Here is a 26,267-nt window from a genome sequence, read left to right as displayed (position 1 = left end):
GCCCCGCGATGGGGCCGCCTTTCCCCCCTGATCGGGACCAGAACCATGGACCGCGTTTCCGCCACCCCCGCCGCGCTGGCGTTTTTGGCCGAGATCGTCGCCGAGCACGGCCCAGTCCTTTTTCATCAGTCCGGGGGCTGCTGCGACGGGTCCTCGCCCATGTGCTATCCACAGGGCGAATTCCGCATCAGCGAACGCGACGTGAAACTGGGCGAGATCGGCGGCATGCCCTTTTATATCTCAGCCAGTCAATACGATGCCTGGAAGCATACCCGCCTGATCATCGACGTCGTGCCGGGCCGCGGTGGCATGTTCAGCCTGGACAACGGTCGGGAGCGGCGCTTTCTGGTGCGGTCCGAGATCTGCGGACTCTGACCGCGGCGCGGGCGTGCGAGCCTTCCCCAGCTGCTCGTGCGTCCGCCCCTGTTTTCCGGCCTCAGGCACGGGTCTGACGCGCCTCGTTCAACAGCATGATCGGAATACCGTCGCGGATCGGAAAGGCCAGACCGGCAGCATCCGAGATCAGTTCCTGAGCCGGGGCATCATAGCGCAGCGTCGTATGCGTCACCGGGCAGACCAGCGCCTCAAGCATATGACGGTCATAGCCGCGTTCGGTCGTCTCGGTCACTGAAGCATCTCCTCATTATCGCCGCCATGCAGGGCGTATTCCAACAGACCTTCCAGCAGCGCCCGACGCTCGGCCAGCGTCGGCGCCTCCAGCAGCGCCTGCTTTTCCTCGGGCGCCAGCGGCAGCAGCATCGACAGCGAATTGACCAGCGTTTCAGGATCCGAGGCTTCGGCCGCCTCCCAATCGGTGGACAGGTCGCGCTGCTCCATATAGCGGCCCAGGCGCGCCATGAAGGGCTGACGCTCAAAGCCCGGGTCCTCTTCGGCCTCAACGGCCAGATCATCCTCATAGCCGCGCCAGTCCACCTGACCGCGCAGATAGGGGGTAAAGCCCGGTCGCACCTCGCCAAGCCGGAAACGAGACTGCGCCTTCAGCGAAATCATCAGCCGCCCGTCGTCCAGTTCGGAAAAGGCAACGATCCGTCCCGCGCAACCGACCAGGGCCAAAGCCTCAAGCCCGCCCTCGGCCGGCTGGATCATTCCGACCAGCCGCGACGGGGTCTTCAGCACATCCTCGATCATCTGCAGGTAGCGCGGCTCAAAGATCTGCAAAGGCAGGCGGGTGCGCGGCATCAGGACCGCGCCCGGCAACGGGAACAGCGGAACCGTTTCGGGCAGGTCGATGCCCCGCGCCATCTCAGGCAAAGATCAGCGAGGACAGCCGCCGCCGCCCCTTCTGCGCCACCGGATCAGTGGGCTTGAGCGCATCAAAAATGGTCAAAAGCTGGGCCTTGGCCGCGCCATCGTTCCATTCCCGGTCACGACGAAAGGCCTCAAGCAACTCATTGATCGCCTCTTCGACCTGACCGGCGGCATGCAGCGCAGCAGCATAGTCGAACCGGGCCTGCTGGTCAGCGGGATCGGCCCCGACCTTCTGGCGCAACTCGTCCAGAGGGCCCGCGCTTGCGGCCTGACGGGTCAGCTGCAATTGCGCGCGCGCGGCCTCGACGGGCCCCGAGCCCGCCACGGCGGCAGGCACCTGCGCCAAGGCCTCTTCGGCGCGGTCCGCAGCGTTGGCGGCCAGATGTGCGCGGATCAGGCCACCCCAGGCAGCAGCATTCTCGGGCTCTTCGCCAAGGATAGCGGCAAAGGTCTCGGCCGCATCCTCGGGCGCACCTTCGGTGATCATGCTCTCGGCCGCTTCCAGCGCCTCGGCAAGCCCGCCGTCATCACCACCCAGAGCGACCAGCTTGTCAACGAACTGCTTGATCTGGCTTTGCGGGATCGCACCCTGGAAACCATCGACCGGCTGACCCTGGAAAAAGGCGTAAACGGTCGGGATCGACTGCACCCGCAACTGGCCAGCGATCATCTGGTTTTCATCCACATTGACCTTGGCCATGCGGACACGGCCCTTGTGGCGGGCAACCTCGGCCTCAAGCTGGGGACCAAGCGTCTTGCACGGGCCACACCATGGGGCCCAGAAATCGACAATTACCGGCACGTTCATCGAGGCTTCGACGACATCGGCCATGAAGGTCGCCTCGGTCACGTCCTTGATGATATCGGCCGGGGCGGTCGCGTCTTTAGGGGCAGAGCCAAGCTCGAGCATCAGATTTCCTCATTACAAAGGGTTGCCTCTTAGATGGCGCAGCCATGGACACGATGCAAGGTTACCCACCCATGAGGCAAGCCGCCTCAGAGGTCAAAGCTCGCCAGTACCGGCACATGATCGCTTGGCTGTTCCCAGCCACGCAGCGGCCGCAGGATGCGGCTGCCATGGCCCGCATTGGCGATATCCGGCGTTGCCCAGATGTGATCCAGACGCCGTCCCTTGTCGGCGGCATCCCAGTCACGGGCGCGATAGCTCCACCAGCTGTAAAGTAAGCCCTCAGGGATATCCTTGCGGGTGATATCCACCCATTTCCCGGCATCCTGCGTAGCCGAAAGATGCTCGACCTCGATCGGAGTGTGGCTGACGATCTTCAACAACGCCTTATGGTTCCAGACGTCATCTTCGCGCGGAGCAATGTTCAGATCACCCACCATGATCGAACGCGCAGGTTTGTCGGCATGAAAGACGTCCCGCATCTCGGTCAGGAAATCCAGCTTCTGGCCGAACTTGATATTCTGTTCACGGTCGGGAATGTCACCGCCTGCCGGAACATAGAAATTGTGGATGGTAACGCCGTTCTCAAGCCGCGCCGCGACATGGCGGGCATGGCCCAGCCCCGCATAGTCGCGGTCGCCCGCATCCTCGATAGGCAGTTTCGACAGGATGGCGACGCCATTGTAGCCCTTTTGCCCACGCGCGACGAAATGGCGATAGCCAAGGGCACGAAAACCCTCCAGCGGGATATTCTCGACCGGGCTTTTCGTCTCTTGCAGACACAGGATATCGGGCGCCTCCTCGGTCAGGAAGCGGGCGACCAGCGCCTCGCGCAGGCGAACCGAATTGATGTTCCAGGTGGCGATGGTGAACATGGCGGCTCCTTTTCCGGGACGGACCCTAGGGGCACAGCGGCCCCTTGTCCACCGGCCGAACCAGGGCAGCCGGCTTTCACCGGCCCATGACTTCTTCCGTGTTCAAATATCCACCTGGACCGCGCCAACGAAAACCCGGCCGCCGGCAGGGGCCGGGACCGGGCAAACATGTGGCCGCATCCTCCGGCCACCGGGCTTGGCGTTAAAACCCGCAAACCACGCGTGGGTTCCCTGACGCGGGCTGTGATCAGGCGACCAGACGATAGCCGCCGGATTCGGTCACCAGCAGCCGCGCGTTCGAGGGATCGGGCTCGATCTTCTGGCGCAGGCGATAGATATGGGTCTCCAGCGTATGCGTGGTCACACCCGCATTATAGCCCCAGACCTCGTGCAGCAGCACATCGCGCGGCACCACCCCGTCCTGAGCGCGGTAAAGGAACTTCAGGATATTGGTTTCCTTTTCCGTCAGGCGGATCTTGCGGTCCTTGGCGTCGATCAGCATCTTCATCGCCGGCTTGAACGTATAGGGACCAAGCTGGAAGATCGCGTCCTCGGACTGCTCATGCGTGCGCAGCTGCGCACGCAGCCGGGCCAGCAGGACCGGGAACTTGAACGGCTTGGTGATATAGTCGTTCGCACCCGAGTCGAGGCCAAGGATCGTGTCGGCATCGGTGTCATGTCCGGTCAGCATGACGACAGGGCATTTGACCCCCTGCTTGCGCAGGCGCTTGCACAGCTCGCGCCCGTCGGTATCAGGCAGGCCGACATCCAGCACCACAAGGTCAAAGATCGCGCCTTTGGTCTTTTCGACTGCCTCGTGGCCCGAACCGGCCTCGAACACCTCGAAATCCTCGGTGGCGACCAATTGCTCGGCCAGCGCCTCGCGCAGGTCCTCTTCGTCATCAACCAACAGGATCTTTTTCAGTCCGGCCATTCTTGCCTCCTATGGCGTTATGGCGGAAAACTGCGGCGGGGCGCGGTATGCGTCCAGCGGTTTGCAGCAATTCTCACATGGAGTTGTCGGAAATCCGTCCTATGTTTCAGATTGTTTCAACCAAGCTGGCCCGATGACCCTTATCCCGACCCTGACCGAAACACTTTCGCGCGCCCGCGCCGATCTGCGCATCGGCCTGCCGGTGATCATCGGCAGCCAGCTTGTCGCTGCGGTCGAAACGCTGCGCCCCGACCGGCTGGAGACGATGCGCGCCCTTGGGCCTGCGGTTCTGGCGATCACCGAACCGCGCGCCAGAACGCTGAAGGTACGGGTCTATGACCGGGATCTTGCACGGATCGAGGTGCCGCCGGATGCCGGTCTGGCGTGGCTCAGGGCCGTGGCCGATCCGGCTGGCGATCTGATGACGCCGATGAAAGGCCCCTTTCGCAGCCCCCGCGACGGTCAGGTGGACGCCCATCGCGCCGGGATCGCGCTGGCGAAATCTGCCCAGCTTTTACCCGCCGTTCTGGTCGTGCCGGTCCCCGAGCCACCCGAGGGGCTGACGCGCCTTTCGCCCGGTCCGGCGCTTGCACAGATGGCAACCGAGGCAGTGATGGCACCTGTCGCCGACGCCCGCCTGCCCCTGCTTTCGGCCGAAAATTCCCGCCTGCATATCTTTCGCCCCGACAATGGCGAGGCAGAACATTACGCGGTCGAGATCGGCGCCCCTTCGCGTGCCAAACCGGTGCTGACGCGGCTGCATTCAGCCTGTTTCACCGGCGATGTGCTGGGCAGCCTGAAATGTGACTGCGGACCTCAGCTGCATGCCGCGCTGACCGCCATGGGTCAGGCGGGCGAGGGCGTATTGCTATATCTTAACCAGGAGGGGCGCGGCATCGGCCTTGCCAACAAAATGCGCGCCTATTCTTTGCAAAATCAGGGATTTGACACGGTCGAGGCCAATCACCGCCTTGGCTTTGAGGATGATGAACGCGATTTTCGTATCGGCGCGGGCATCCTTAGAAAGATGGGCTTTTCCTCGGTCCGGCTGATGACCAACAACCCCAAAAAGGTCGCCATGCTGGAAAGTCACGGCATCAGCGTAGCCGAGCGTGTGCCGCTGATCACGCCCCGGAACCGCCACAATACGGCCTATCTTGATGTCAAAGCCGCGAAATCGGGTCATCTGCTGTGAGGCTGCTGCTGACGCCGATGGGATTGCGTGCAGGGTCGCGGGTCATTCCCTGCTCGGTCGGGCGCGGAGGCATCCGGGCCGACAAGCGCGAAGGAGACGGAGCCACCCCCACCGGCCGGCATCGGATCGTCGGGCTGCTTTATCGCCCCGACCGGCTGCCCCCGCCCAATGGCTGGGCGCGGCCTATCGTGCCGGGGGATCTGTGGTGCGACGCATCAGGCCATCCGGCCTATAATCATCCGGTCCGCGCACCTTTCGCCCCCAGTCATGAGGCGATGCGGCGGCCTGATCCGCTGTACGATATCGTGCTGATCACTGACTGGAACTGGCCCGATGCCCGACCCGGCAGGGGTTCGGCGATCTTTCTGCACCAATGGCGGCGGCCGGGCTTCCCGACCGCCGGTTGCATTGCCATGGCGCGGCGCGACCTGATCTGGCTGGCCTCGGCCGTCACGCCCGGCGATGTGCTGGAAATTCCCGCCCTTCCGCGTTGGCCGGCGCGCAAACGCGCCAGCCGACACGACAAGGACTGATACGGCCTACTGGGCCGTGTAGCCGCCATCCACCAGATGATAGCTGCCAGAGATGAAGCTGGCGCGGTCGGACAGCAAAAAGACAACCAGGCTTGCCACCTCTTCCGCGCGGCCAAGCCGGCCGATGGGATGGCGGGCGATCATCGCCTGCCTGACCTCCTGATCCATGTGGGACAGCAGCGCGGTGTCGATAAAGCCCGGGCCAACCGCGTTCACGCGGACGCCCTTGGACGAATATTCCAGCGCCGCGTTCTTGGTCATACCGACAACGGCGTGCTTGGCCGACACATAGGCACCGGCCCCCTGAAACCCGACCGAACCGAGGATCGAGGCCATGTTCACAATCGCGCCTCCGCCAGCTTCCAGAATGGCCGGGATGCCGTAGCGCATGCCGTAAAACACCGCGTTCAGGTTGATGTCGATGACCTTTTTCCAGCCATCCAGCGGGTAGTCGCCAGTCGGTTCGACAGGACCGCTGATGCCGGCATTGTTCACCAGAAGATGCAGCCCGCCCAGCTTTTTGGCAGCCTCGACAGCTTTGCGGACCTGTTCCGGGTCCGAGACATCGCCCACTACGGCCTCGGCCTTGCCGCCAGCCGCAATGATCTTGCCGGCGGTGGCACGGGCAGATTCCTCGTGCAGGTCGGTGACGACTACGGTCGCTCCCGAAGCGCCAAGCTCCAGCGCAATCGCTTCGCCCAGTCCCGAACCGGCCCCGGTAACAAGCGCGACCTTACCATCAAAACGAATATCCATTGCTGTTCTCCTGCGCTTATTAGTTAACCATCGTACTTGCCGCCGGGTGCGCAGTCCCGCAGCAGATCGTATAAATGCGGCAATTTCAAAAAGACTTTCCCGACCTAAAGAGGCCCGGTCTGCCACAAGCGGATCTTTAACCCGCCATGAGCAATATAGGGTCCCGGCTCGTAGAATGGTAGTCCCGTGGCCCGGGCAAGGGCGGCATCGCTGGTCACAAGTCCGATACGCCAGCCGGAAAAACGCTCGCGCAGCACCTCGCCCAAGGCGGCGTGCAGACCGAACAGCGGCCCCTTGTTTCCGATGCGGGCGCCATAAGGCGGATTGATGATGACCAGGCCGGGCGGACCTTCTGGTCGCTGCAAATCGCTGATTGGCAGATTCTCGAATTGGGTCCAGCTTTCCAGCCCGGCGCGACCCGCGTTTTCGCGACTCATACGGATCGCCCCTGCATCACGGTCACTGCCGTGATAGCGGATCGCTGCGGGCGCAGGCGGAATGGCGGGGGCGGCGCGCATACGTTCCCACAACTGCGCGTCAAAGCCGGGCAGTTGTTCAAAGGCGAAATGCCGCATCCGGCCAGGGGCAAGACCTGCCGCGATCTCAGCCGCCTCGATGACAAATGTGCCCGAGCCGCACATCGGGTCCAGCACCGGCTCGGCCCCGTTAAAGCCGCACAGACGCAAGAACATCGCCGCCATGGTTTCGCGCATCGGAGCTTTGCCGACCGCCTGCTTATGGCCGCGCCGGTGCAGCGACTCGCCCGAGGTGTCAAGGCTGAGGGTGCAAAGGTCGTCCTCGATCCGGACCTTTAGCGTGACCGGCGCGTCCTCGGCGATCGGCGCACCGATACTGTCACGCATGGCGGCCTCGATCCGTTGGATGATTGCGCCAGCGTGATAGATGCGGGATTTGCGGCTGGTGGCCTCGATCCGCACCGGCACGTCCGGGCGCAGCCAGTCGGCCCAGGGAAAGCGGCGCGCCCGTTTGTCCAGCTGCGCCGGATGCATGGCGCGAAACGCGCCGATGCGTGCCAGCACCCGCGTCGCGCCGCGAATTTTCAGGTTCGCGCGCCAGACCTCAGGCCAGCCGCCGGTAAAAGTCACACCGCCGGGCTGGATCCGGGCATCAAACCCAAGCTCGCGCGCCTCGGCGGCCAATGGCTCTTCCAGCCCCGGAGTGGCGACCAGAAATATCTCCATCCGCCCCGGATCAGCGGCAAGTGGCGCGGGTTCGGGCTGCGGTCGGGGTGCGGTTTTGGGTGCGGTTTTGGGGGTGCGGGGCTTCATCGGGGTCCGGCAAGCGAAAGGCCCCGCATCATGCGTCGGCGCGGGGGCGAAGGCAACCGCACCAATTATCCCCTGATTGGGGACAGTGTTCCCCGATTGCCGCCATTTCATGCCATCATGGCTAAGCCTATCTTAGCACCAACCCAGATAACGGAGACCTCAAATGGCTACCAGTGATGCCCCCATTCAGGTCAGCCGCGTGGCGCTGATCGTCAACGACCTCGACCGTGTCGGGGATTACTACCGCTCGGTCATCGGGCTTGAGCGTATCTCTGGCAGCGGCAAAGAGACGGTGCTTGGTGCCGCGGGCCTGCCTTTGGTCGAGTTGCGCCAGGACCGAGCCGCCCGCCACCGCCCGCGCGAGGCCGGGTTGTTCCACACCGCCTTTCTTTTGCCGGACCGCACCGCTTTGGGTCGCTGGCTGCGGCATGTGGCGGAACTGGGGATCGTGCTGGACGGTGCTTCGGACCATCTGGTCAGCGAGGCGATCTATCTGCGTGACCCGGAAGGCAACGGGATCGAGATCTATGCAGACCGCCCCCGTGACAGCTGGCAGCACACCGGCAGCGGGGTGCAGATGGATACCATCCCGCTGGACCTGCAGGGTCTGCTGCGTGCAGCAGACGGCCCCTGGACCGGCGCGCCCGAAGGCAGCGTCGTCGGCCATGTCCACCTGCAAGTCGGCGACGTGGCCGAGGCCGAGCGCTTCTACATGGACCAGCTTGGCATGGACCGTATGGCCCATATGCCCGGAGCAAGCTTCTTTGCCACCGGTGGCTATCACCACCATCTGGCCGGCAATATCTGGCACAGCCGTGGCGCCGGGCTGCGCAGCGCCGATTCCACCGGCCTGGCTGAGGTAGTGCTGGCCGCCGACCCGGATCGGTTGCAGGCCCTTGGGGCCGAGACCTTCCGCGATCCCTGGGGTACGGCGATCCGGATCGAGCCCAAGGGCAAAGCCGCCTAACCGGGCAGCCACAGCCCGTTCTTGCGGGCAAAGCGCAGATGCTCGGGCGGGCGAAAGCCCTGCTCGGTCATCGGGGCAACGTGACGCTCGACCAGCAGGTCGGGGCCAGAAAACTCCAGCACGGCAAATTCGTTCTGGCGATCTCCGGGCCGGTCGCACAGGGCAGTGCCGGCCTGCACTTGCAGGACCGGCCTGCCGCCCGGCCCCAGAAACGCCCCGATCGCCCACAGATGCAGATGGCCGGTCAAAACCAGCTGGACGCCCGCGCGCTCAAACCGCGCCAGCGCCGGTTCGGCCCCGTGCATCAGCGCCTTGTCGACCTGCGGACGCTGCTGCATCGGGTGGTGCAGGGCAACGATATTGACGCAGCCCGGATCAAGCGCATTGATCACCCGGCCAACCTGAGCGGACGAGATGATGCCCCGCTGCCATGCCATCGGATCAACGCTGTTCACCCCCTGAACACGTACCTGACCGACGCTGCCGATGGGTTCAAGGTTTTCGGCAATCGTCTCGCGCCAGCGGCGATAGGGACGCATCATCCGCTCGGTCAGACGAAACAGGGGGATGTCGTGATTGCCGGGCACCGCCATAAGCGGAGCCTCGATCCTGCGCAGAAAAGCGGCCGCCTGCGCAAATTGCGCCGAGCGGCCCCGATGGGTCAGATCGCCGGTCACCACCACCAGATCGGCGCGCGCAGCATTGACCCGGTCAAGCAGCGGCTCGACCAGCGACCTGCGTTCAAGCCCGAAATGCAGGTCGGAAAGATGCAGGATCCGCGTCATTCCGCGTCCTGCCCCTTGCTTTCCGCCGGGACCAGAACCTTCAGCGCGCCATGACGCACCCGCACCTGAAAGGGCGAATCCATCCAGGTCTTTTCGCCGTCATGGGCAACATATTCGTGGCGGGGCACGGTCTCGATCTGAAATTCCTCGGCACAAATCAGGTCGAAATCGGCATAGCGCGCCGTCTTGCCCAATGCGAGCCGCAGGGCCGAACGCACCAAAGGCCCCGGTCGCCGCGCCCGCGCCACCAGCAGCGCAAGCTGGCCGCGGCGCACACAATCGGCACCCTCAAGCAGCCCAAAGCTATCCAGTTGATAGGCGCTTTTTGCCACAAAGGCCAAGGCCGTGGCCAAACGCTGTTCCTTACCATTCGCCCGGACGGTCAGGTGCAGGGGGCGGCGCAGGTTCCACAGCGCCGCCACCGCCGACCAATAGGCCGCGATCCGCGAACGGCCCCAGCGGCGATAGACGCTTTCACGGTGCTTGAGAATCTCCGGATAGGCACCGAAGCTGACATTGTTAAGAAAAACCATACCGTTCATCTCGCCGATATCGACGGGACGCACACGGGGGGCATCAAAGATCCTCAGCGCCTCTTCCACCGTTTCACCCGAGCCAAGATCGCGGGCAAAGTAATTGAAGGTCCCTCCCGGGATCACCGCCATGACGGCATTACTGCCCGCAACCGCCCCGGCGACGGCGGATTGCGTGCCGTCACCCCCTGCGGCAATGATCAGGTCAAAGCCCTCTTCCACCGCACGACGCGCGGCGGCAGGCAGGTCCTCACCCCTTGCGGTACGGATATCCAGTGCCGCAACACGGCCAGCCAACGCCTCGCGCAGTGCGCCTGCGATATCGCCGCCTGCCTTGCGGCCCGAACCCATGTTCACAATTGCGCAAACGCGCGCCGTGGACAGCTCGAACGCTGCATCGGGACCCGTGCCGGTGATGTCGTTCTCTTGCGTGCTCATGTCCCGGAACCTCTGAAAACGCTGACCGGTTCCACATGCCCAGACCCGGAGCGGGCAGCATTTTGCCTGCGACGATATACCTGATCTTTTTACTTGCCTTTCCTGGGGCGCTTTGACAGATTGCGCCCGGGCAGCCAAGGCGGGGTCCCAATCCCTTCCACGCCCCGCGTGACCGCCGGGACCGCGGCGGCGCGCCACCCGTGTTGGTGCAAATCTGTGCAGGAGAGTTCTGCCCCGAAAGATCTGACCGCAGCATGGCTCATGACTGCGTGCCCCGCATCATGGGTAATCGACCCAGTTCAACGGACGATGCCCGCCAAGAAAAATTGAGATGGAACATGAACATCCGCCTGTCCGAGGCGCCGAACGAGACAGCGGCGCCAGTGCCTGAACCGGCTCTTTTTGGTTTCGATGGCCCTGCGGGCTGTATCCTTGGCCGGGGTCCAGCGCGGCGGCTGGAGCCGGGAAATGCCGCAACCCTGCAATCGCGAATCTCGGCTGCGCTGGCGGCGGCAGCGCCAGATGACCTGATCGGCGGCGGCCTGCCCTTTGACCGCGAGGCCGATGATTGCCTGTGGCAATGCGCCCGCGCCGATACCCCCGCCCCCACGGGCATCGCTCCGCAGGGTCTGCCGCTGGTGGATTGGCAACTGCGTGCCGAACCCTCGGCACAGGTTTATGCCGCCAGCGTCGCCCGCGCCCTTGATATCATGGAGCAAGAGGCAGGCAGCGCCGATGCGCTGGCCAAGATCGTGCTGGCACGCACCCTGCTGGTCGAAGCGCCAGCCCCGATCCCGGTCGAGGCGCTGATGTCGCGGCTGCATGCCGACCGCAGCGTGACGGCATTTCGTGTGGCCCTGCCCTCGGGGCCCGATCACCCGCAAGGCCGGATGCTTTGCGGGGCGACGCCCGAACTGCTGATCGAAAAGCGGGGCCGGCAGATCGCCTCGCATCCTCTGGCAGGCTCGGCCCGCAGGCTGGCCGATCCGGTCGCCGACCGCGCCGCCGCCGAGGCTCTCGCCCAATCGGACAAGGATCACCGCGAACACGCGCTGGTCGTCGAATCGATTCTCGACACCCTTGCCCCGCATTGCCGCGAACTGGGCTGTCCCGAGGGCACGCGCGTCACCTCGACCCGCAGCATGTGGCATCTGGGCACGCGGATCGAGGGGCGGCTCAGGGATGACAGCACGCCCTCGGTCCTTCTGGCCTCGGCCCTGCATCCGACGCCTGCGGTCTGCGGCATGCCCATGGCGCGGGCGGCGGATCTGATCCGCAAGCTTGAACCCGTGGCACGGGATTTCTATGCCGGTGCGGTCGGCTGGTGCGACGCAAACGGAGACGGTGCATGGTATGTCGCCATCCGCTGCGCCGAAATCAGCGGTCGGCAGGCACGGCTTTACGCGGGTGCCGGGATCGTTCCCGGCTCTGACCCGATGGCCGAAGCCGCCGAAACTGGCGCGAAATTCGGCGCGTTCCTGGCCGCATTGGGCCTGCCACAGGATGCAGGTCTGGCCGGGGTCGCCCGCTGGAACGGAGAGAACTGATGGCCCTGCCCGGCATCGCCCCCTACGCCCCTCTGGCCGAGGCCGAGCTGCCCTGCCCGCGCGGCCCCTGGCAGCCCCGGCGCGACCGGCTGGCGCTGCTGGTTCATGACATGCAGCGCTATTTCTGCCGCATCTACCCCGAGGGTCAGCCGATCACCCCTGTGGTCGAAAACATCGCCCATCTGATCAGTGCTGCCCGCGCGGCGGGCGTGCCGGTGTTTTATACCGCGCAGAAAGGCAATCAGTTCCGCCCGGATCGCGGGTTGCAGGCCGATCTGTGGGGACCGGGGATGAGCGCGACCCCCGAACACGAAGAAATCCTGCCCGAGCTTGCCCCGGCTGGGGGCGATATCGTTCTGGTCAAGCACCGCTACAGCGCCTTTCAACGCTCGAACCTTGAAACCCTGATGCGGGCGCGGGGACGCGACCAGTTGATGATCTGCGGCGTCTATGCCCATATCGGCTGCCTCGCCACCGCCGTCGAAGCCTTCCAGCGCGATATCGAGGCCTTTGCCGTCGCCGATGCGCAGGCCGATTTCTCGCGCGAGCGGCTGGGGATGGCGATGGACTGGATCGCTGCCACCTGCGGCGTGCCGATGTCCACCCGGCAGGCGCTGGAAGCATTGCAGGAGCAAGGGTGAAATCATGCGCTTGACCGGATTTGAGGGAAAGACCGCGATCGTCACTGGCGCGGCGGGCGGTATCGGCCGTGCCGTCGTGCGCGCTCTGCTTGACGCAGGCGCAACGGTCGTCGCCACCGATACCGAGGCCGCGCTGGCCAGCAATCCCGTACCGGGGGTCGAGAACCGCGTGCTTGATGTGCGCGACAGCGCGGCAGCCGAGACGCTGGTAACCGAGGTCGAGGCGGCGCATGGCCCCTTGGGCCTTGGCGTCCATGCGGCAGGCGTGCTGTCCATCGGACCGCTGCTGGATCTGCCGGTCGAGGAATGGGAACGGGTGATCAATGTCAACGCCCGCGGCACCTTCAACGTCACCCGCGCCTTTGGCCGGGCGATGGTGCGCAATGGCGGCGGCTCGATCGTCGCCGTCAGTTCGAACGCCGCGGGGATCCCGCGCCTGAACATGGGCGTCTATGCGGCCTCGAAAGCGGCGGCGACCATGCTGATCCGCTGTCTGGGGCTTGAGCTTGCCGCACAGGGTGTGCGCTGCAATATCGTGGCCCCCGGCTCGACCCTGACGCCGATGCAGACCGGCATGTGGACCGAGGACGGCGGCGCGGGCGAGCGTGCGGTGATCGAAGGCAGCCTTGAGGCCTATCGCACCGGCATCCCGCTAAGGAAACTGGCGACGCCCGAGGACATCGCCAGTGCTGTCATGTTCATGCTGTCGGATCAGGCGGGCCATGTCACCATGGCCGACATTTACGTGGATGGCGGGGCGACGCTGCGCGCCTGATAGCCCCGCCCGCCCTGGCCTATAGCCGCGACGAAATCAGCGCCCACCAGTTATCCAAAGACGGTTCGCGGGCCAGTTCTTCGAAACTGGCCTCGATACCCATCTGCTTCAGCTCTGACGAAAAGGTCATTACCGCGATGGAATCGAGCCCGTAGAGGACGAGGTTCTCGGCAGGGTCGATCTCGCAATCGTCCTCGATCATCTTCCGGACCCGGGCGGCCAGCCATTCGGGGCTCAGGTCGGTCTTTTCGGCAATTTCCATCATCGGTCCTTTCAGGCGGCGGTTTCGGCCACGAGGCTGTCGCGCAGGCGGCGCTTGTCGATCTTGCCCACCGCCGTCAGCGGCAGTTCGGGCACAAAGCGGAAACGGTCGGGCAGCTTGTATTCTGCCACGCCCAGTTCCAGCAGATGCCGGCGCAGCGCCGGGGGCGACAGTTTCCCGGCCCCGTCACGCAGAACGAGGAAAGCGCAGCTTTTCTCGCCCAGATGCGCGTCGGGGGCGGCGACCAGCGCCGCGTGGGTGATGTCGGGATGGCGCACCAACAGGTTCTCGATCTCTTCGGCCGCGATCTTTTCGCCGCCGCGGTTGATCTGGTCCTTGATCCGGCCGACCACGCGCAGATTGCCGCCCTGTCGCACCACAACATCACCCGAGTGATAGAACCCCTCGGCGTCAAAGGCTTTGGCGTTGTGTTCGGGGGCGCGGTAATAGCCCCGGAACGTATAGGGGCCACGCGTTGCCAGCGCACCCGGGGTGCCTTCGGGGACCTGATTGCCGTCCTCGTCCAGAATGCGCACCTCGTCATCGGGGCTGATCGGGCGGCCCTGAGTGGTAAAGATCACCTCTTCGGGATCGGTCAGCCGGGTGTAGTTCACCAGCCCCTCAGCCATGCCGAAAACCTGCTGCAGGCGACAGCCAAGCAGTTCGGGCACCCGCCGCGCCATGGCCTCGGCAAAGCTGGCGCCCCCGACCAGCATCAGGTCCAGACTGTCCAGCCCGGCGCGGCGCGAAGGCTCTTCTTCGACCGCGCGCAGCCACAGCGCCACGGCAGGCGGGACCAGCGGCACCATCGTCACCCGTTCACGTGCCACGATGTCAAAACAGGTCAGCGGATCGGGGTTCGGCGCCATGATCACCGTGCCCCCGGCATGGAACACCCCCAGCGCGCCGGGCGAGCTCATCGGAAAGTTATGCCCCGCCGGCAGCGCACAAAGAAAGCGCGTGGCAGAGGTGACACCGCTGATCTCGACACTGGCACGGATGCTGTAATCATAGTCGTTGTGGGTGCGCGGGATCAGCTTGGGCGTACCGGTACTGCCGCCCGAAAGCTGGAAAAAGGCGACCTGATCGGCTGGGGTCGGCCCCACACCTTGGGGCAGATCACCGCCAAAGGTCAGCCAATGGGCAAGGCTACGCTGCGGGTCGTCCTCTTCCAACAGCAACAGATGGGCGACACCGCCCGCACGCAGCTCATCGGCAAAGGCATCGTCGCGGAACAGCTCATGCCCGCGCGAGGCGATGACAAGCCGCGGCGAGATCTGGCGGACATATTCGGCAAGCTCCAGCCGGCGATGGCTGAAAAGCGCATTCACCGGCACCACGCCGATTCGCAGCAGGGCAAAGAATACGACGTAGAATTCAGCCACGTTCGGCAGCTGCACCACCGCCGTATCACCATGGCCAAGCCCCTGCGCCGCCAGACGGGCGGCAAGGTTGCGCGACAGTCGATCCAGACCGGCATAACTGAAACGCCGGTCACCGCAGACCAGCGCCTCGGCCTCGGGGTTGGCGGCCAGTTGCGCGTCCAGAATATGGGTCAGCGGCTGGTCGATCCAGTAACCGGCCTCGCGATAGCGCTGCGCGAGGTCCTGAGGCCAAGGGCTGAATTCAATCATCGGGATACCTGTCCTGACAGCAAAGACCCGCCACAGGCGCCCACGGCACCTTGACGGAGATCAATAGTTGAGTATTTTTATCTTGCTTTCTCTCTCGAAGCAAGCCAGCAGCGCCCTCGCCCCCCGGGGGCGTAACAAAGCCAGCCTCATTCAGGTCAATAACAGCACGTCCGGCAACAGGGACAGGACTTAATGACGCATCATCTGCCCGAGGGGCTTTGGCTGCCTCTGACCCTGGCTCAACTGGATTTCTGGGAAGAGTTCCGGCTGCATCCTGGCGAAGCGGTTTCGACCGTCGCCCATGCGGTCGAACTGCGCGGCGTCGCCCAACCCGACGCGCTGATTCAGGCGATCCGGACGACAATCGCTGAAACCGACATCATGGCGCTGCGCTTTGCACTGGGCAGCGATGGCCAACCAGTGCAGCGGGTTGATCCCGCCTACCGGCCAGAACTGCGCGTCCTTGACCTGACAGAGAGGGCGGATGCACGCGAGCACGCCTTTGCGTTGATGCAGGCCGATGTCGAGGCCCCGCTGAACCTTCTGGAGCAACCGATTGCCGCACAGTGGCTGATCCGGCTGGCCGAGGGGCATTACCTCTGGTTCAACCGCGGCCATCACATTGCGCTGGACGGCTATGCGATGAGCCTGATCGAACAGCGATGCGCCCGGCTTTATGCTGCGGCGCTTGGCAGTGCCGATGCCGGAGCCCCCCTGCGCCCGCTTGCCGATTATCTGAACGAAGAGCTGGATTACCGCGCCAGCCCACGCCACGCCGCAGATGGCCACCACTGGGCCGAGGTGCTGGCAAATGAACCGCGCCCGCGCGTGCTGCGTAAAGGTTCGGAAAATTACCCGACCGAGGCGCTGTCGGTCATGCACGACCTGTCGGACCTGCACCCGGCACTGATGCAGCAGGCACAGTCGGTCCAGATGGGCTGGCCCGATCTGCTGACCGTGCTTTGTTCAGCCTGGACCGCGCTGTGCCTGACCGATGCTTCGGCCCAGCGGCTGCGTGATGGCGAGGGTCGAATCTCGATGCCGGTCTGGCTGCCTTATATGAGCCGGATGGGCAGCGTCAGCATCTCGGTCCCGGCGCTGGTGGTGAACATCCTGCCCTTTGACGTGACGTTGCACGAGGCCGAACCCTTATCCGAGGCGCTGGCCCGGCTGGGCACACGGCTGCGCAAGCTGCGCCGCCATGGACGCTATCGCATCGAACAGATCGCCGGGGACTGGGGTATGGAGCCGCGCAGCCGGTTCTTCTTTTCCCCGCTGATCAACGTTTTACCCTTTGACGAGCCGCGCTTTGCCGGATGCGAAACAACCAGACATGTGCTGTCGAATGGCCCCGGCGACGGTTTCAACATCACCATTCGTGGCGATGGCGAAGCGCGGGGGTTGGATCTGTTGATCGAGGCCGATCCGACCCTGACTCCACCCGCCGATTTCGCGCGCCTCTCGGCAGCACTGCCGCACTTTCTGGCACTGGCGGCTGCACCGGAAAGCCTGTCGCGCCCGCTGGCAAAACTGGCGTCCTGGCAGCCCTAGCCGCGCGAGGTGGGGGCAAGGCGGGTACCATGCCGCTCTGCGCCGGTAGGGATAAAGAACCGGCTGGTACAGCCTTGCTCATCGCGCACCGCCAGTCCCGAGGGGTGGTGCGGCAGCAGCTCAAAATCCGCGCATAACCGATAGCTGCGCGGTCCTGTCACCTCATAGCGATAGGGTTTGCCCGTAAAGGGATCGGCCAGCTGCACCTGCCAGTCACATTGCGGCGTGATCTGCAATTCCTCGGGCAGACGGTTGCCGTTTTCGCGCGCAAGGCAGCCGACAAGGCGACTGAGATGGGCGATATCGCTTTCACGTTGGCGGTCGCGCCGCTCTTTGCGGGCCTGAGCGGGACCTCCGGTCAGCACCAGGCCGACTATGATGGCAAAGGCGGCCAAAAGCGCGATGGCAATGGCGACCCGGCCCTTAATCATCCAGCTCATCCCGGTAATAGGCAAAGACCAGCGCCGCGACCCCCGCCACCAGCGCCGCCTTGGCGGCAAAGCGCAGGGTCAGATCGCCGTTCAGCAGCGCAAATATGGCAAGAACTCCATCGCCCAGAAACACCAACGCAACAACCAGCAGCGTCAGTGAGGCGAACCATTTGCGCACCAGCGAGCGGCGCTTGCCGGCGTCGCCGACACTCATCCGCGCCACCTTGCGGTTCAGCCCCAGAAACAGCGGCACAAAGGCGATCAGCGAGGCGATGGACCACCGCACCGAACTGTCCCAGCCGTAATGCGGGCCGTCGAACGGGTCGGGAATCAGCCAGTCGATCAGGACTGCCCCAAGTTGGCAAAGGTGCCAGACGATTACGCCCAGCGACAGAAACAACAGGCCATAAAGCAGCGCCTCTTGCGCCGAGGCATAGGGGCGCGGCCGCGGCACGGGCGGCAGGCCGGGCACCGAAGCCCAGCTTTCCAGCGCCTCTTCGATCTCGGGTGCGGACCAGCCGGCAGCGGCAAGCGCATGGGCGATACCATCGCGGTCCCCACCCTGTGCAAGCGCGTGCTGGACAAACTCCGAGAGCTGGTCGGACGGTTTCATCGGCCCCTCCCCATTCCTGGCGTCGCACCTTTCGGCAAGGCGCGGCTGCGGTCAAGTCGTTACGATCACAGGGCCTTTGCGGGTCCTTTGTGAAAAATTTTCGGCAGGCCGCTTTTTCCCTCTTGCATCCCCCTGCGCGGTCCCATAAATGCCGCCTCACCGAAGGCGAAGCGCCATCGGAACGGAGTGCGGGCGTAGCTCAGGGGTAGAGCATTACCTTGCCAAGGTAAGGGTCGTGAGTTCGAATCTCATCGCCCGCTCCAAAATTTTCCTTCGGGAATGGCGAAAAGCGGCCTCCGGGCCGCTTTCGGCGTTTCCGGTCCCAGCACAAAGCGCTCATCGCAAAGCCCGCCGCCACACCGCAAAGTCAGCGCGTTGCTGACAGGTCTTCCTGCCTCTGGTCATTTTCCGGGAATCAGGGCTAGTATGGTGGAGAGGTTGCCCCGGCAACAGCATCCGGGACAGACGTCAGGAACACGCTGCCGCGCTTTGCGTCCCCTCCACCCCTGCATCGCGGCCAGCCCAAGCGTGAGGTGATCATGCCGGCTCTGGAAACTTTGATCGAACGAAAACTTCAGCAACTCCCGGTCCCTCTGGCGGTGCGCCTGCCCTCGGGACGGCGGCTGGGTCCGCAGGATGCACGCGTAACCATCGCCTTTCAGGACGTGACTTCTTTGGCGCTGCTTGCCTCGGCTAAGCTGGGGCGGCTCGGGGACGAGATCGTGCGCGGGCGCGCCCGGATCGAGGGCTCGATGCGCGATCTGATGCGGGTCGTCGCCGCGCTGATACCCCAGGAGGGGCAGATGATTCGCCCCAACGCCTGGCAGCGGCTGATCAATCGCCTGAACTCTGTCCTGCGCCACAGCCGCGAACGCGACGCCCACCAGATTCGCGCCCATTACGATGTGTCGGACGAATTCTATGCCCTGTGGCTGGACCCGCGACGGGTCTATTCCTGCGCCTATTTCGCCGATCCGCAGATGACACTGGCCGATGCGCAAGAGGCGAAACTGGACCTGATCTGCCGCAAGCTGGACCTGCGCCCCGGCGAGCGTTTCGTTGATATCGGCGCAGGCTGGGGCGGGCTGCTGATGCATGCGGCGCGTCATTACGGCGTCGACGCAACCGGCATCACCCTGTCGCAGAATCAGTTCGACCATGTCAGCCGCCTGATTGCCGACGAAGGCTTGGGCGATCGCGTGCGCATCCTGCTGTGCGACTATCGCGACCTGACGCCAGACCGGCCTTTTGACAAGCTGGCCTCGGTCGGAATGTTCGAACATGTCGGCCGCGCCAATCTGGGTCTTTACAGCCAGACCCTGCGCCGGCTGCTGAGGCCGGGCGGCATGGCGCTGAACCACGGCATCGCCGCCTCGGGTCTGGACGACGCGATGGTCGGCGGCGGCCTTGGCGATTTCATCGAGAAATATATCTTCCCGGGCGGTGAGCTGGTGCATGTCAGCCAGGCGATCCGCAGCCTGTCGCAAGCCGGGCTTGAAATGGTCGATACCGAAAACCTGCGCCCGCACTACGCCCGGACCCTTTGGGCCTGGTCCGACGCGCTTGAGGCGCGGCTGCCCGAGGCCGAGCAGGTGCTGGCCCGCTCGATGCCCCCTGACCGCGCCGCCGAAGTTCTGCAGGCCTACAGGCTTTACCTTGCGGGCTGCGCCCTGGCCTTTGAGCAAGGCTGGGTGGCGCTTTACCAGATCCTGATGACCCATCCCGATCAGGGGCAGGTAACGCCCGATCTGCCCGGCGCGCATTCCGCCTATCCCTTCCGCCGCAACTATATCTATCAGCCCGCAGGATCAGAGAAGGAGGCCTGGCGCAACAGTGCCGAATGACCCTCTGGAAAACCAGCTCCGCACGGCGTAGTTAACGGTAACATAAGCCCGGATGGGCTAAAGACCTGTAACCTCCATTGTCCGGAAAAGCGCCGGGCGATGCCAAGCGGAACGGAGCGGAACCGTCATGACACAGGCACGAATCGGCCTTATCGGCCTTGGGACGATGGGCGCGGCGCTGGCGTTGAACATCGCCGAAAAAGGCTTTCCCATCGCGGTGTGGAACCGCACCACCGAGGTCACCCGCCGTTTTCACGCCGAAGCCGGGGCTCTGGCCGAACGCGTCATCCCGACCGAAAGCCTGGCCGATCTGGTCGCCGCCATCGCCCCGCCGCGCGCCATCATCCTGATGGTCCCCGCCGGTCAGGCCGTCGATGACCAGATCGCTGCGCTGGCCCCGTTGCTTGACCCCGAAGATCTGGTGATCGACGCCGGGAACGCCAATTTCCATGACACCAACCGCCGCGCCGCTGCCGGTCTGCCGATGCGCTTTCTTGGCATGGGTGTCTCGGGCGGCGAAGAGGGCGCGCGTCACGGACCGGCCATCATGGGCGGGGGTGCCCGCGCCGACTGGGATCGCGTCGCCCCGATCATGGAGGCCATCGCCGCCCGCGCCGAGGACGGCACCCCCTGCGCGACCTGGATGGGTGAGGCTGGCGCCGGCCATTTCGTCAAGACCGTGCATAACGGCATCGAATATGCCGATATGCAGATGATCGCCGAAATCTATGGACTGATGCGTGACGGGATGGCGATGCCCGCCCCAGGCATTGGCGAAACCTTTGCCACATGGAATCAGGGGCCGCTGAAGTCCTATCTGATCGAGATCTCGGCCGCCGTTTCTCGCGCTGCTGATCCGTTGACGGGCGCGCCGATGCTCGACGTGATTCTGGATGCTGCCGGGCAAAAGGGCACCGGCCGCTGGACCGCGATCGAGGCGCAGCATCTGGCCGCACCGATCCCGGTAATCGACGCGGCTGTGATGGCACGCAACGTCTCGGCCCGCGTCACAGAACGTAAGGCCGGCGAGGCGCGTTTCGGTGCCGGTCCCCAGCCGCTGGATCTGGCCCTGACCGAGCTTGAGGCCGCGCTGATTGCAGGCAAGATCCTGTGCTATGCGCAGGGTTTCGCGATGATCGAGGCCGCTGGCCGGGCCTTTGGCTGGCAGCTCGACTTGCCGGGGATTGCACGGGTCTGGCGCGCTGGCTGCATCATCCGCTCGGCCATGCTCAACGACATGGCGGCTGCCCTGGCCGAAGACCCGTCGCGCAACCTCGTACTCGCGCCCTTCTTTGCGCAGCGGCTTGAGGCAACGATCCCCGCATTGCGCCGTGTGGTGGCAACCGCCCTGCTGAACGGTCACGGCGTGCCCGCGTTGGCAGCTGGCCTTGGCTGGTTCGACCTGATGCGCACCGGCCGTGGCACCGCGAACATGATCCAGGCGCAGCGCGACTTCTTTGGTGCCCACGGCTTTGACAGGCTGGACGGTCAGGACAGCCACCACGGACCGTGGGGTAAGACGAGCTAGGCCGGATCGGACATTCACCACATCCGGGGCATAGTGGCAACGAGATAAACGAAGCCCCGGAAGGTGAACGGCTCTTCGGTCGTATCGAGAGGCGAAGCGGCGGAAGTGCTTCATCTGGCTGAAGCAACGTCCGATGTGGTTGCGATGCGCACAGGCGCGCTCATCGTGCGGAATGATGATTTTACGCAAGCCGTTTGACGGGATAACCGCTTCGGCTCCGATGCCGGCAATGATTTGCCGCAAGGCGTTGCTGTCACAGGCTTTATCGGCCAGCACGAGATCACCGCTCTGTCCCTGCGGAAGGGACGAGGCCTGCGTAATGTCGCCAACCTGGCCGGTCGTTATGATGAACCGCGACGGCCTGCCCCGGGCATCGGCCTGCATGTGGATCCTGGTGGTCAGCCCGCCTCGGGAACGCCCCGGCGCCTGATCCCTGCCCCCCTTTCCAGATGCCGCCTGCTGATGAGCACGCACAGTCGCGCAGTCGATCATCAGATATTGATGAATATCCGGCTGTCAGCCCCCGTCCGGCCGGGATCGCCAGCTTTGCCAGCAAGCAGCGATGCGATCCTGTCCCACTGTCCGTCGCTCAGCTCATATCGTTTCGCCTCCGCTGACAGGCCTCCGTGCTCAACACGGAGGCCTGTGAAGCACTCATCGGCCGATTTATGAACCTTGAATGGCGATCAGGTCTAACCCTGCGGGGTCATGGCCTTGCGCTGGCGGTTGCGTTCAAGCCCCAGCTGACGCTCGCGCCAGATGATCAGGATACCGGCCGTGATGACCAGCGCTGCCCCGGCCAGCATCACCACGGTCGGTGCCTCGTCAAAGATGAACCAGCCGATCAGAATTGCCAGCAGCATCGAGGCATATTCGAAAGGCGCGACCAGAGACGCATCTGCATAGCGATAGGCCGAGGTCAACAGGATCTGACCCAGCCCGCCCAGCAGCCCTATGGTGACAAGCAGCGCCGCGGTTTTCGCATCGGGCATCACCCAGCCAAAGGGGATCGTCAGCAGCCCCAGCAGCGTCGAGGTGACCGAGAACCAAAAGACGATGGCCGAGGTCCGCTCTTCCTGCACGAGTTTGCGGATAAAGATCTGGGCCAGCGCCGTGCAGGCGGCGCCCGACAGCGTGACCATGGCACCCAGGCTTTCCTTGTACCCCATTCCGGCATTGCCAAAAGTCAGGCGGGGGGACAGCACGATCACCACCCCGATCAGCCCCAGCACCACCATCGAAAGGCGGAACAGCCGCACATCCTCGCCCAGAAACATCGCGGCAAAGATTACAGTCAGCAGGGGGGCGGCATAGCCGATGGCCGTCACCTCGGGAAAGGGCAGAAGGGCCAGCGCCCAAAAGCCCATCCCCATGGCGGCGGTACCTATGATGCCCCGGTACAGATGTCCCATCGGGCGAAAGGTTTTCAGCCCCACGCCAAGTTCATGCCGCCAGGCGAGCCAGATCAGGATCACCGGGATGGCAAAGAGCGAGCGGAAAAAGACCTGTTGGCCCGGCGGCACGCCAAGCCCGTCGCGGGCGGTTGCCTTGACGATCGAGGCCATCAGCGTGAACACCACTACGCTGAGACATTTCAGCACGATGCCTCGCAGCGGGCTTTGCAGCGGGCGCTGAACCGCGCTTGGGACCCGGCTGTGGTGCAGGCTTTGTGACGGGCTGTCGGGTTGGGTCATGGCAATTGCTCACAAGCCCAGCGTGCCGCATCGGCGACCGCCGGGTCGGGGTCATGCTGCAATGCTTCGGCCAGCGGGCGCAGTTGCGCAAGCCCCGAGTTGCCTATCGCATAAAGCACATTGCGCACCATCCGGTCGCGGCCGATGCGCTTGATCGGGCTGCCCGAGAACCGGGCGCGAAAGCCGGCGTCATCAAGCTGTGCCAGCTCGGCAAGCGCCGGGGCTCCATGGGGACCGTGATAACGCAGCTCGGTCGCGGCCTGCGCAAATTTGTTCCACGGGCAGGCGGAAAGGCAGTCGTCGCAGCCATAGATGCGATTGCCAAGCAGCGGGCGCAGTCCGGCATCGACCGGCCCTTTGTGCTCAATGGTCAGGTAGGAAATGCAGCGCCGCGCATCCAGCTGGTAGGGCGCGGGAAAGGCAGCAGTCGGGCAGGCGTCAAGGCAGGCCCGGCATGAGCCGCAATGCGAGTGCCCGGCCTCGTCCCGGGGCAGGTCCAGCGTCGTAAAGATCGCGCCCAGAAAGAACCAGCTGCCGAGGTCGCGCGACAAAAGGTTCGTGTGCTTGCCCTGCCAGCCAAGGCCCGCCGCCTGTGCCAGCGGCTTTTCCATCACCGGGGCAGTGTCGACAAAGACCTTGATCTCGCATCCGGTCAGCCCGACCAGCCAGCCGCCCAGCCGCTTGAGGCGCTTTTTGACCAGATCGTGGTAATCCTTGCCCTGAGCATAGACGCTGACTGCGCCGCGATCCTTGTGACGCAGCACCTCGATCGGGTCATGTTCGGGAGTGTACAACTCGGCCAGCATGATGATCGAGCGCGCTTCGGGCCACAGGCTTGCGGGTGAGGCGCGCCAATGCGTCCGCTCGGCCATCCAGCCCATCTGGCCGTGGCGGCCGTGATCCAGAAACTCGGCCAGGCGTCGGGGCAGTTCGGGGGCGGCGTCGGGGGCGCAAATGCCAAGGGCCGAGAAACCCTCGGCCCGTGCCTGTTCCTCGAGCCGCGAACGGATTTCTGCCGGATCGGTCAGCCTAGAAGTCGAGCAGCGCATAATGCGGCGCCGGGTGCACGCCCGGCAGGTGGTCGGCCAGAAGGCTGCGGAACGCCGGCCGCGACTTGATCTTGGCGTACCATTCCTGAACCTCGGAGGAATAGGTCCAGTCCACGTCCGAGATATAATCCAGGCAGGACAGATGCGCCGCCGCGGTGAAATCGGCCAGCGTCATCACATCGCCAGCCAGCCAGCGGCGATGTTCAAGCAGGCTTTTCATGTAATCGAGGTGATAGCGTATCGCCGACAGCCCCGCCTTGACGGTGCGCGAATCGGGATAGCCCAGCCGCATGACCTTTTTCCACACCCGTTCGGTCATCACGGGTTTGGTCACCTCGGCGTTGAACTTGTCGTCGAACCACGAGCAGAGGCGGCGAACCTCGTAACGCTCGATCGCCATGGCGGGCATCAGCGGCGGCTGGGGCTGGATCTCGTCCAGATATTCGCAGATCGCCTGGCTTTCGGCCATCAACCGACCGTCCATGCGCAGAACCGGCAGCTTGCCCGCCGGGTTGCGGCGCAGAATTTCCGAGCCCGGCTCCCAAAAGCGGTCCTCGACCAGCTCGACCTCGATCCGCTTTTCGGCCAGCACCAGCCGCACCTTGCGGCAAAAGGGCGACAGGGCGACGTGGTAAAGGCGAATCGTGGAATTGGGCGACGAGGTATTCATCAGGGGGAAACCGCTTCGTTCTCGGGCCTGTGGTTGATACGCCCCGGGACGTATAGTTTCAACTGTCATGGCGCGGGATGGGCGGATCAGCGCGGCAGGAGCAGACAGGAATCGCGGCCATCCGCGCGGATCGTCTCGGCCCCGCTGACGATTGAACGGGTGCGCGCCGATCCGGTCTGCGGGTTGCGCGTGCGGGGCGAGGGCAGGATCGAGGCCAGTGCTGCCGCCTGGCGCAGGGTCAGCCTGTCAGGCGTCGTCTGGAAATAATGCGCCGCCGCCGCCTTGATGCCAAAGATGCCACGCCCGAATTCCGCGATGTTCAGATAGACCTCGACGATGCGGCGTTTGGACCACAGTGCCTCGATCATCGGGGTATAGATCGTCTCCATCACTTTGCGGGGCCAGCTGCGCCCCTGCCACAGAAAGACATTCTTTGCCGTTTGCTGGGTCAGGGTGGAGGCGCCGCGAGATGAACCCGAGGCGATGACACGCCGGATCTCGACCATGTCGAAACCCCAGTGATTGCAGAAATTGGCGTCTTCGGCCGCGACGAGGGCGCGCAGCATATGGGGCGAAATCTCGTCCAGATCGGTCCATTCGCGGGTCGCCCGGCCGGGAAATTCACGTTGGCCCTGAATGATGGTCCAGGTGGTCGGCGGGTTGATGAAGGAAAAGAGAAAGACCAGCATGAACATCAGCGCCAGAAGTCGCGCCCCGATCCAGCGCACCCATGACCACAGCCAAAGCACCAGCCGCCGCAGCGGCCGCGCGCGGCGCTTGGCTGGGCGGGGATGAGGCTGCGCCTCGGGGTGGTCGATGATGTCCATGCGGCGGGGCATGGAGGCGTCCTGTCACGCCCATGCCCCTTGCGTCAAGCGCTCAGGCCGGGGCCCGAGCTGCTTGATTACCCTCAGGCTTCGGGTTTGGCAGCCTCTGTGGGCGTGCCGGCCGGTTGGTCCGCCTGGGGCAGGCCCAAAGCCGAGCCGAGCTTGCCGCCGGCGAAAGCCTGACGCAGCCGTTCCTCTTCGGCGTCGGGCAGTGAAGTTTGCAGGACCCGGCCGCGCAGGTGGAAACCTTCGAGCCGCGCCAGCACCTTGTCAGCGGTCATCTTGCGCACAAGGATAAAGACCGCCGAGCCGCCCGGCTGGATCGAATGGCCAAGTTCACGCATGAAATCGTCGTTGATGCCGATGTCGGACAGTTTGCCGGCGATTGCGCCCGCCCCGGCACCCACCGCTGCGCCAATCAGCGGGTTCAGGAATACAAGCCCGACCAGCGTGCCCCAGAACCCGCCGCCAAGTGCGCCTGCGGCGGTCAGGTTGACGGCCTGATGCAACTGAATGTCGTCGACCGAGGGGCGAGTGACGACAACCGCGTCCTCAAGCTGGATCAGATATTCCTTTTGCATCTTCACCAGCTCGGTGCGCAGTTCAAAACCGGTGGTCTCGTCGTCGAAAGCAATAACAAGGAGGTCGGACATGGGAGGAATCCTCTTGACTGGTAACGGGGCAGTAACGCCCTGATGGTACTAAGAGTTCCGAAAGCAG

General features: G+C 64.4%; 28 protein-coding genes, 1 tRNA gene and 1 pseudogene. 11 read left to right on the top strand and 19 right to left on the bottom strand.

Translation table 11 applies throughout. The features are described 5' to 3' along the window. The first annotated feature begins 45 nt into the window (after nucleotides 1-45). Nucleotides 46-375 carry a DUF779 domain-containing protein gene (locus tag M511_RS10830; RefSeq protein ID WP_010397664.1) on the top strand — a complete coding sequence of 110 codons (330 nt, stop codon included), beginning with the start codon at nucleotides 46-48 and terminating at the stop codon, nucleotides 373-375. Nucleotides 376-436: 61 nt separating this feature from the next. Here the strand turns inward: M511_RS10830 and M511_RS10825 are convergent, their stop codons facing one another. The 5 genes from M511_RS10825 to M511_RS10805 form a co-directional block, all read right to left on the bottom strand. Beyond that, nucleotides 437-628: a Trm112 family protein gene (locus M511_RS10825; RefSeq protein WP_010397661.1), complete on the bottom strand. Its 192-nt coding sequence runs from the start codon at nucleotides 626-628 to the stop codon at nucleotides 437-439. Continuing rightward, nucleotides 625-1,263, bottom strand: coding sequence for an LON peptidase substrate-binding domain-containing protein (locus tag M511_RS10820; RefSeq protein WP_010397659.1), 639 nt, complete (start codon nucleotides 1,261-1,263; stop codon nucleotides 625-627). Before M511_RS10820 ends, M511_RS10825 begins: the two co-directional genes overlap by 4 nt. Before the next feature lies 1 nt (nucleotide 1,264). Continuing rightward, on the bottom strand, nucleotides 1,265-2,179 hold the full coding sequence (locus tag M511_RS10815) for a thioredoxin family protein (protein ID WP_085502193.1): 915 nt from the start codon (nucleotides 2,177-2,179) through the stop codon (nucleotides 1,265-1,267). An 86-nt stretch (nucleotides 2,180-2,265) separates the two neighbouring features. Next, entirely contained in the window at nucleotides 2,266-3,051 is a 786-nt protein-coding gene (locus tag M511_RS10810; protein ID WP_010397655.1) for an exodeoxyribonuclease III, read from the bottom strand. 247 nt (nucleotides 3,052-3,298) lie between these two features. Beyond that, nucleotides 3,299-3,985, bottom strand: coding sequence for a response regulator transcription factor (locus M511_RS10805; RefSeq protein WP_010397653.1), 687 nt, complete (start codon nucleotides 3,983-3,985; stop codon nucleotides 3,299-3,301). Between the two features lie 133 nt (nucleotides 3,986-4,118). On the opposite strand from M511_RS10805, the gene ribA reads away from it, so the two are divergent. Further along, nucleotides 4,119-5,180 (top strand): GTP cyclohydrolase II, encoded by a 1,062-nt coding sequence (ribA, locus tag M511_RS10800; protein WP_010397650.1) that lies wholly within the window; start codon nucleotides 4,119-4,121, stop codon nucleotides 5,178-5,180. Between the two features lie 17 nt (nucleotides 5,181-5,197). Continuing rightward, a complete protein-coding gene (locus tag M511_RS10795) occupies nucleotides 5,198-5,713 on the top strand; it encodes a L,D-transpeptidase family protein (RefSeq protein ID WP_138918354.1) in 516 nt (171 codons plus the stop codon). Nucleotides 5,714-5,719: 6 nt separating this feature from the next. Here M511_RS10795 and M511_RS10790 read toward each other — a convergent pair whose 3' ends face one another. Next, the gene (locus M511_RS10790; RefSeq protein WP_010397645.1) at nucleotides 5,720-6,469 is read right to left on the bottom strand and encodes an SDR family NAD(P)-dependent oxidoreductase; all 750 of its coding nucleotides are present in this window, start codon (nucleotides 6,467-6,469) and stop codon (nucleotides 5,720-5,722) included. 104 nt (nucleotides 6,470-6,573) lie between these two features. Further along, nucleotides 6,574-7,758: a THUMP domain-containing class I SAM-dependent RNA methyltransferase gene (locus tag M511_RS10785; RefSeq protein WP_240547604.1), complete on the bottom strand. Its 1,185-nt coding sequence runs from the start codon at nucleotides 7,756-7,758 to the stop codon at nucleotides 6,574-6,576. 163 nt (nucleotides 7,759-7,921) lie between these two features. Between M511_RS10785 and M511_RS10780 the strand changes: the two genes are divergently transcribed. Beyond that, nucleotides 7,922-8,725, top strand: a complete 804-nt coding sequence (locus M511_RS10780; protein ID WP_085502191.1) for a VOC family protein — start codon at nucleotides 7,922-7,924, stop codon at nucleotides 8,723-8,725. On the opposite strand, the gene M511_RS10775 is transcribed toward M511_RS10780, so the two are convergent. Together M511_RS10775 and M511_RS10770 are read right to left on the bottom strand one after the other, a co-directional pair. After that, nucleotides 8,722-9,510 carry a metallophosphoesterase family protein gene (locus M511_RS10775; protein ID WP_085502190.1) on the bottom strand — a complete coding sequence of 263 codons (789 nt, stop codon included), beginning with the start codon at nucleotides 9,508-9,510 and terminating at the stop codon, nucleotides 8,722-8,724. The two genes, M511_RS10780 and M511_RS10775, sit on opposite strands and share 4 nt — an antisense overlap. Further along, nucleotides 9,507-10,481: a diacylglycerol/lipid kinase family protein gene (locus M511_RS10770; RefSeq protein ID WP_085502189.1), complete on the bottom strand. Its 975-nt coding sequence runs from the start codon at nucleotides 10,479-10,481 to the stop codon at nucleotides 9,507-9,509. Before M511_RS10770 ends, M511_RS10775 begins: the two co-directional genes overlap by 4 nt. 338 nt (nucleotides 10,482-10,819) lie before the next feature. On the opposite strand from M511_RS10770, the gene M511_RS10765 reads away from it, so the two are divergent. Genes M511_RS10765 through M511_RS10755 form a run of 3 tightly spaced genes read left to right on the top strand, consistent with a single transcriptional unit; the run spans nucleotide 10,820 to nucleotide 13,444 of the window. After that, nucleotides 10,820-12,028: an isochorismate synthase gene (locus M511_RS10765; protein WP_085502188.1), complete on the top strand. Its 1,209-nt coding sequence runs from the start codon at nucleotides 10,820-10,822 to the stop codon at nucleotides 12,026-12,028. Then, complete coding sequence (locus M511_RS10760) at nucleotides 12,028-12,669, top strand: isochorismatase family protein (protein WP_085502187.1); 642 nt, start codon at nucleotides 12,028-12,030, stop codon at nucleotides 12,667-12,669. The genes M511_RS10765 and M511_RS10760 overlap by 1 nt, the downstream gene beginning before the upstream one ends. A 4-nt stretch (nucleotides 12,670-12,673) precedes the next feature. Then, on the top strand, nucleotides 12,674-13,444 hold the full coding sequence (locus M511_RS10755; RefSeq protein WP_085502186.1) for an SDR family oxidoreductase: 771 nt from the start codon (nucleotides 12,674-12,676) through the stop codon (nucleotides 13,442-13,444). A 19-nt stretch (nucleotides 13,445-13,463) separates the two neighbouring features. Here M511_RS10755 and M511_RS10750 read toward each other — a convergent pair whose 3' ends face one another. Together M511_RS10750 and M511_RS10745 are read right to left on the bottom strand one after the other, a co-directional pair. Continuing rightward, nucleotides 13,464-13,709 (bottom strand): phosphopantetheine-binding protein, encoded by a 246-nt coding sequence (locus M511_RS10750; RefSeq protein WP_010397628.1) that lies wholly within the window; start codon nucleotides 13,707-13,709, stop codon nucleotides 13,464-13,466. Nucleotides 13,710-13,717: 8 nt separating this feature from the next. Next, nucleotides 13,718-15,340 carry a (2,3-dihydroxybenzoyl)adenylate synthase gene (locus M511_RS10745; RefSeq protein WP_085502185.1) on the bottom strand — a complete coding sequence of 541 codons (1,623 nt, stop codon included), beginning with the start codon at nucleotides 15,338-15,340 and terminating at the stop codon, nucleotides 13,718-13,720. Between the two features lie 192 nt (nucleotides 15,341-15,532). On the opposite strand from M511_RS10745, the gene M511_RS10740 reads away from it, so the two are divergent. Next, on the top strand, nucleotides 15,533-16,891 hold the full coding sequence (locus M511_RS10740; protein ID WP_085502184.1) for a condensation domain-containing protein: 1,359 nt from the start codon (nucleotides 15,533-15,535) through the stop codon (nucleotides 16,889-16,891). Here the strand turns inward: M511_RS10740 and M511_RS10735 are convergent. Next, on the bottom strand, nucleotides 16,888-17,322 hold the full coding sequence (locus tag M511_RS10735) for a hypothetical protein (protein WP_085502183.1): 435 nt from the start codon (nucleotides 17,320-17,322) through the stop codon (nucleotides 16,888-16,890). The genes M511_RS10740 and M511_RS10735 overlap by 4 nt on opposite strands. Beyond that, the gene (locus M511_RS10730; protein WP_085502182.1) at nucleotides 17,315-17,935 is read right to left on the bottom strand and encodes a DUF5671 domain-containing protein; all 621 of its coding nucleotides are present in this window, start codon (nucleotides 17,933-17,935) and stop codon (nucleotides 17,315-17,317) included. Before M511_RS10730 ends, M511_RS10735 begins: the two co-directional genes overlap by 8 nt. Before the next feature lie 188 nt (nucleotides 17,936-18,123). Here M511_RS10730 and M511_RS10725 point away from each other — a divergent pair. From M511_RS10725 to gndA, 3 genes are all read left to right on the top strand, one after another. Beyond that, nucleotides 18,124-18,198: transfer RNA gene (locus M511_RS10725), tRNA-Gly, on the top strand. 276 nt (nucleotides 18,199-18,474) lie between these two features. Further along, on the top strand, nucleotides 18,475-19,779 hold the full coding sequence (locus tag M511_RS10720) for a class I SAM-dependent methyltransferase (RefSeq protein WP_010397616.1): 1,305 nt from the start codon (nucleotides 18,475-18,477) through the stop codon (nucleotides 19,777-19,779). 127 nt (nucleotides 19,780-19,906) lie between these two features. Next, nucleotides 19,907-21,307: an NADP-dependent phosphogluconate dehydrogenase gene (gene gndA, locus M511_RS10715; protein WP_085502181.1), complete on the top strand. Its 1,401-nt coding sequence runs from the start codon at nucleotides 19,907-19,909 to the stop codon at nucleotides 21,305-21,307. 14 nt (nucleotides 21,308-21,321) lie between these two features. Here gndA and M511_RS10710 read toward each other — a convergent pair. The 6 genes and pseudogenes from M511_RS10710 to M511_RS10685 all read right to left on the bottom strand — a co-directional run bounded on the left by M511_RS10710 (nucleotide 21,322) and on the right by M511_RS10685 (nucleotide 26,200). Next, nucleotides 21,322-21,927 (bottom strand): annotated as a pseudogene (locus M511_RS10710) (IS5 family transposase). Nucleotides 21,928-21,999: 72 nt separating this feature from the next. Then, nucleotides 22,000-23,001 (bottom strand): DMT family transporter, encoded by a 1,002-nt coding sequence (locus M511_RS10705; RefSeq protein WP_010400363.1) that lies wholly within the window; start codon nucleotides 22,999-23,001, stop codon nucleotides 22,000-22,002. Next, complete coding sequence (queG, locus tag M511_RS10700; protein ID WP_010400364.1) at nucleotides 22,998-24,050, bottom strand: tRNA epoxyqueuosine(34) reductase QueG; 1,053 nt, start codon at nucleotides 24,048-24,050, stop codon at nucleotides 22,998-23,000. The genes M511_RS10705 and queG overlap by 4 nt, the downstream gene beginning before the upstream one ends. Next, the gene (gene fzlA / locus M511_RS10695) at nucleotides 24,031-24,720 is read right to left on the bottom strand and encodes an FtsZ-binding protein FzlA (protein ID WP_085502180.1); all 690 of its coding nucleotides are present in this window, start codon (nucleotides 24,718-24,720) and stop codon (nucleotides 24,031-24,033) included. Before fzlA ends, queG begins: the two co-directional genes overlap by 20 nt. An 86-nt stretch (nucleotides 24,721-24,806) precedes the next feature. After that, entirely contained in the window at nucleotides 24,807-25,559 is a 753-nt protein-coding gene (mtgA, locus tag M511_RS10690; protein ID WP_085502179.1) for a monofunctional biosynthetic peptidoglycan transglycosylase, read from the bottom strand. A gap of 71 nt (nucleotides 25,560-25,630) precedes the next feature. Next, nucleotides 25,631-26,200, bottom strand: a complete 570-nt coding sequence (locus M511_RS10685) for a DUF1269 domain-containing protein (protein ID WP_085502178.1) — start codon at nucleotides 26,198-26,200, stop codon at nucleotides 25,631-25,633. Nucleotides 26,201-26,267: the final 67 nt, after the last annotated feature.

Origin of the sequence: Paracoccus sp. J56, from assembly GCF_019633685.1 — a bacterium.
GTDB classification, from domain to species: Bacteria; Pseudomonadota; Alphaproteobacteria; order Rhodobacterales; family Rhodobacteraceae; genus Paracoccus; species Paracoccus kondratievae.
Note: the sequence above shows the minus strand (reverse complement) of the source record. Positions and strands in the feature narration are given on the sequence as shown.

What these genes read in the sequence shown, in the direction of transcription:
- M511_RS10830 (WP_010397664.1), top strand. Translation starts at nt 46, where the DNA reads ATGGACCGCGTTTCCGCCACCCCCGCCGCGCTGGCGTTTTTGGCCGAG.
- M511_RS10820 (WP_010397659.1), bottom strand. Translation starts at nt 1,263, where the DNA reads ATGGCGCGGGGCATCGACCTGCCCGAAACGGTTCCGCTGTTCCCGTTG.
- M511_RS10815 (WP_085502193.1), bottom strand. Translation starts at nt 2,179, where the DNA reads ATGCTCGAGCTTGGCTCTGCCCCTAAAGACGCGACCGCCCCGGCCGAT.
- M511_RS10810 (WP_010397655.1), bottom strand. Translation starts at nt 3,051, where the DNA reads ATGTTCACCATCGCCACCTGGAACATCAATTCGGTTCGCCTGCGCGAG.
- M511_RS10805 (WP_010397653.1), bottom strand. Translation starts at nt 3,985, where the DNA reads ATGGCCGGACTGAAAAAGATCCTGTTGGTTGATGACGAAGAGGACCTG.
- ribA (WP_010397650.1), top strand. Translation starts at nt 4,119, where the DNA reads ATGACCCTTATCCCGACCCTGACCGAAACACTTTCGCGCGCCCGCGCC.
- M511_RS10795 (WP_138918354.1), top strand. Translation starts at nt 5,198, where the DNA reads ATGGGATTGCGTGCAGGGTCGCGGGTCATTCCCTGCTCGGTCGGGCGC.
- M511_RS10790 (WP_010397645.1), bottom strand. Translation starts at nt 6,469, where the DNA reads ATGGATATTCGTTTTGATGGTAAGGTCGCGCTTGTTACCGGGGCCGGT.
- M511_RS10785 (WP_240547604.1), bottom strand. Translation starts at nt 7,758, where the DNA reads ATGAAGCCCCGCACCCCCAAAACCGCACCCAAAACCGCACCCCGACCG.
- M511_RS10780 (WP_085502191.1), top strand. Translation starts at nt 7,922, where the DNA reads ATGGCTACCAGTGATGCCCCCATTCAGGTCAGCCGCGTGGCGCTGATC.
- M511_RS10775 (WP_085502190.1), bottom strand. Translation starts at nt 9,510, where the DNA reads ATGACGCGGATCCTGCATCTTTCCGACCTGCATTTCGGGCTTGAACGC.
- M511_RS10770 (WP_085502189.1), bottom strand. Translation starts at nt 10,481, where the DNA reads ATGAGCACGCAAGAGAACGACATCACCGGCACGGGTCCCGATGCAGCG.
- M511_RS10765 (WP_085502188.1), top strand. Translation starts at nt 10,820, where the DNA reads ATGAACATCCGCCTGTCCGAGGCGCCGAACGAGACAGCGGCGCCAGTG.
- M511_RS10760 (WP_085502187.1), top strand. Translation starts at nt 12,028, where the DNA reads ATGGCCCTGCCCGGCATCGCCCCCTACGCCCCTCTGGCCGAGGCCGAG.
- M511_RS10755 (WP_085502186.1), top strand. Translation starts at nt 12,674, where the DNA reads ATGCGCTTGACCGGATTTGAGGGAAAGACCGCGATCGTCACTGGCGCG.
- M511_RS10750 (WP_010397628.1), bottom strand. Translation starts at nt 13,709, where the DNA reads ATGATGGAAATTGCCGAAAAGACCGACCTGAGCCCCGAATGGCTGGCC.
- M511_RS10745 (WP_085502185.1), bottom strand. Translation starts at nt 15,340, where the DNA reads ATGATTGAATTCAGCCCTTGGCCTCAGGACCTCGCGCAGCGCTATCGC.
- M511_RS10740 (WP_085502184.1), top strand. Translation starts at nt 15,533, where the DNA reads ATGACGCATCATCTGCCCGAGGGGCTTTGGCTGCCTCTGACCCTGGCT.
- M511_RS10735 (WP_085502183.1), bottom strand. Translation starts at nt 17,322, where the DNA reads ATGATTAAGGGCCGGGTCGCCATTGCCATCGCGCTTTTGGCCGCCTTT.
- M511_RS10730 (WP_085502182.1), bottom strand. Translation starts at nt 17,935, where the DNA reads ATGAAACCGTCCGACCAGCTCTCGGAGTTTGTCCAGCACGCGCTTGCA.
- M511_RS10720 (WP_010397616.1), top strand. Translation starts at nt 18,475, where the DNA reads ATGCCGGCTCTGGAAACTTTGATCGAACGAAAACTTCAGCAACTCCCG.
- gndA (WP_085502181.1), top strand. Translation starts at nt 19,907, where the DNA reads ATGACACAGGCACGAATCGGCCTTATCGGCCTTGGGACGATGGGCGCG.
- M511_RS10705 (WP_010400363.1), bottom strand. Translation starts at nt 23,001, where the DNA reads ATGACCCAACCCGACAGCCCGTCACAAAGCCTGCACCACAGCCGGGTC.
- queG (WP_010400364.1), bottom strand. Translation starts at nt 24,050, where the DNA reads ATGCGCTGCTCGACTTCTAGGCTGACCGATCCGGCAGAAATCCGTTCG.
- fzlA (WP_085502180.1), bottom strand. Translation starts at nt 24,720, where the DNA reads ATGAATACCTCGTCGCCCAATTCCACGATTCGCCTTTACCACGTCGCC.
- mtgA (WP_085502179.1), bottom strand. Translation starts at nt 25,559, where the DNA reads ATGCCCCGCCGCATGGACATCATCGACCACCCCGAGGCGCAGCCTCAT.
- M511_RS10685 (WP_085502178.1), bottom strand. Translation starts at nt 26,200, where the DNA reads ATGTCCGACCTCCTTGTTATTGCTTTCGACGACGAGACCACCGGTTTT.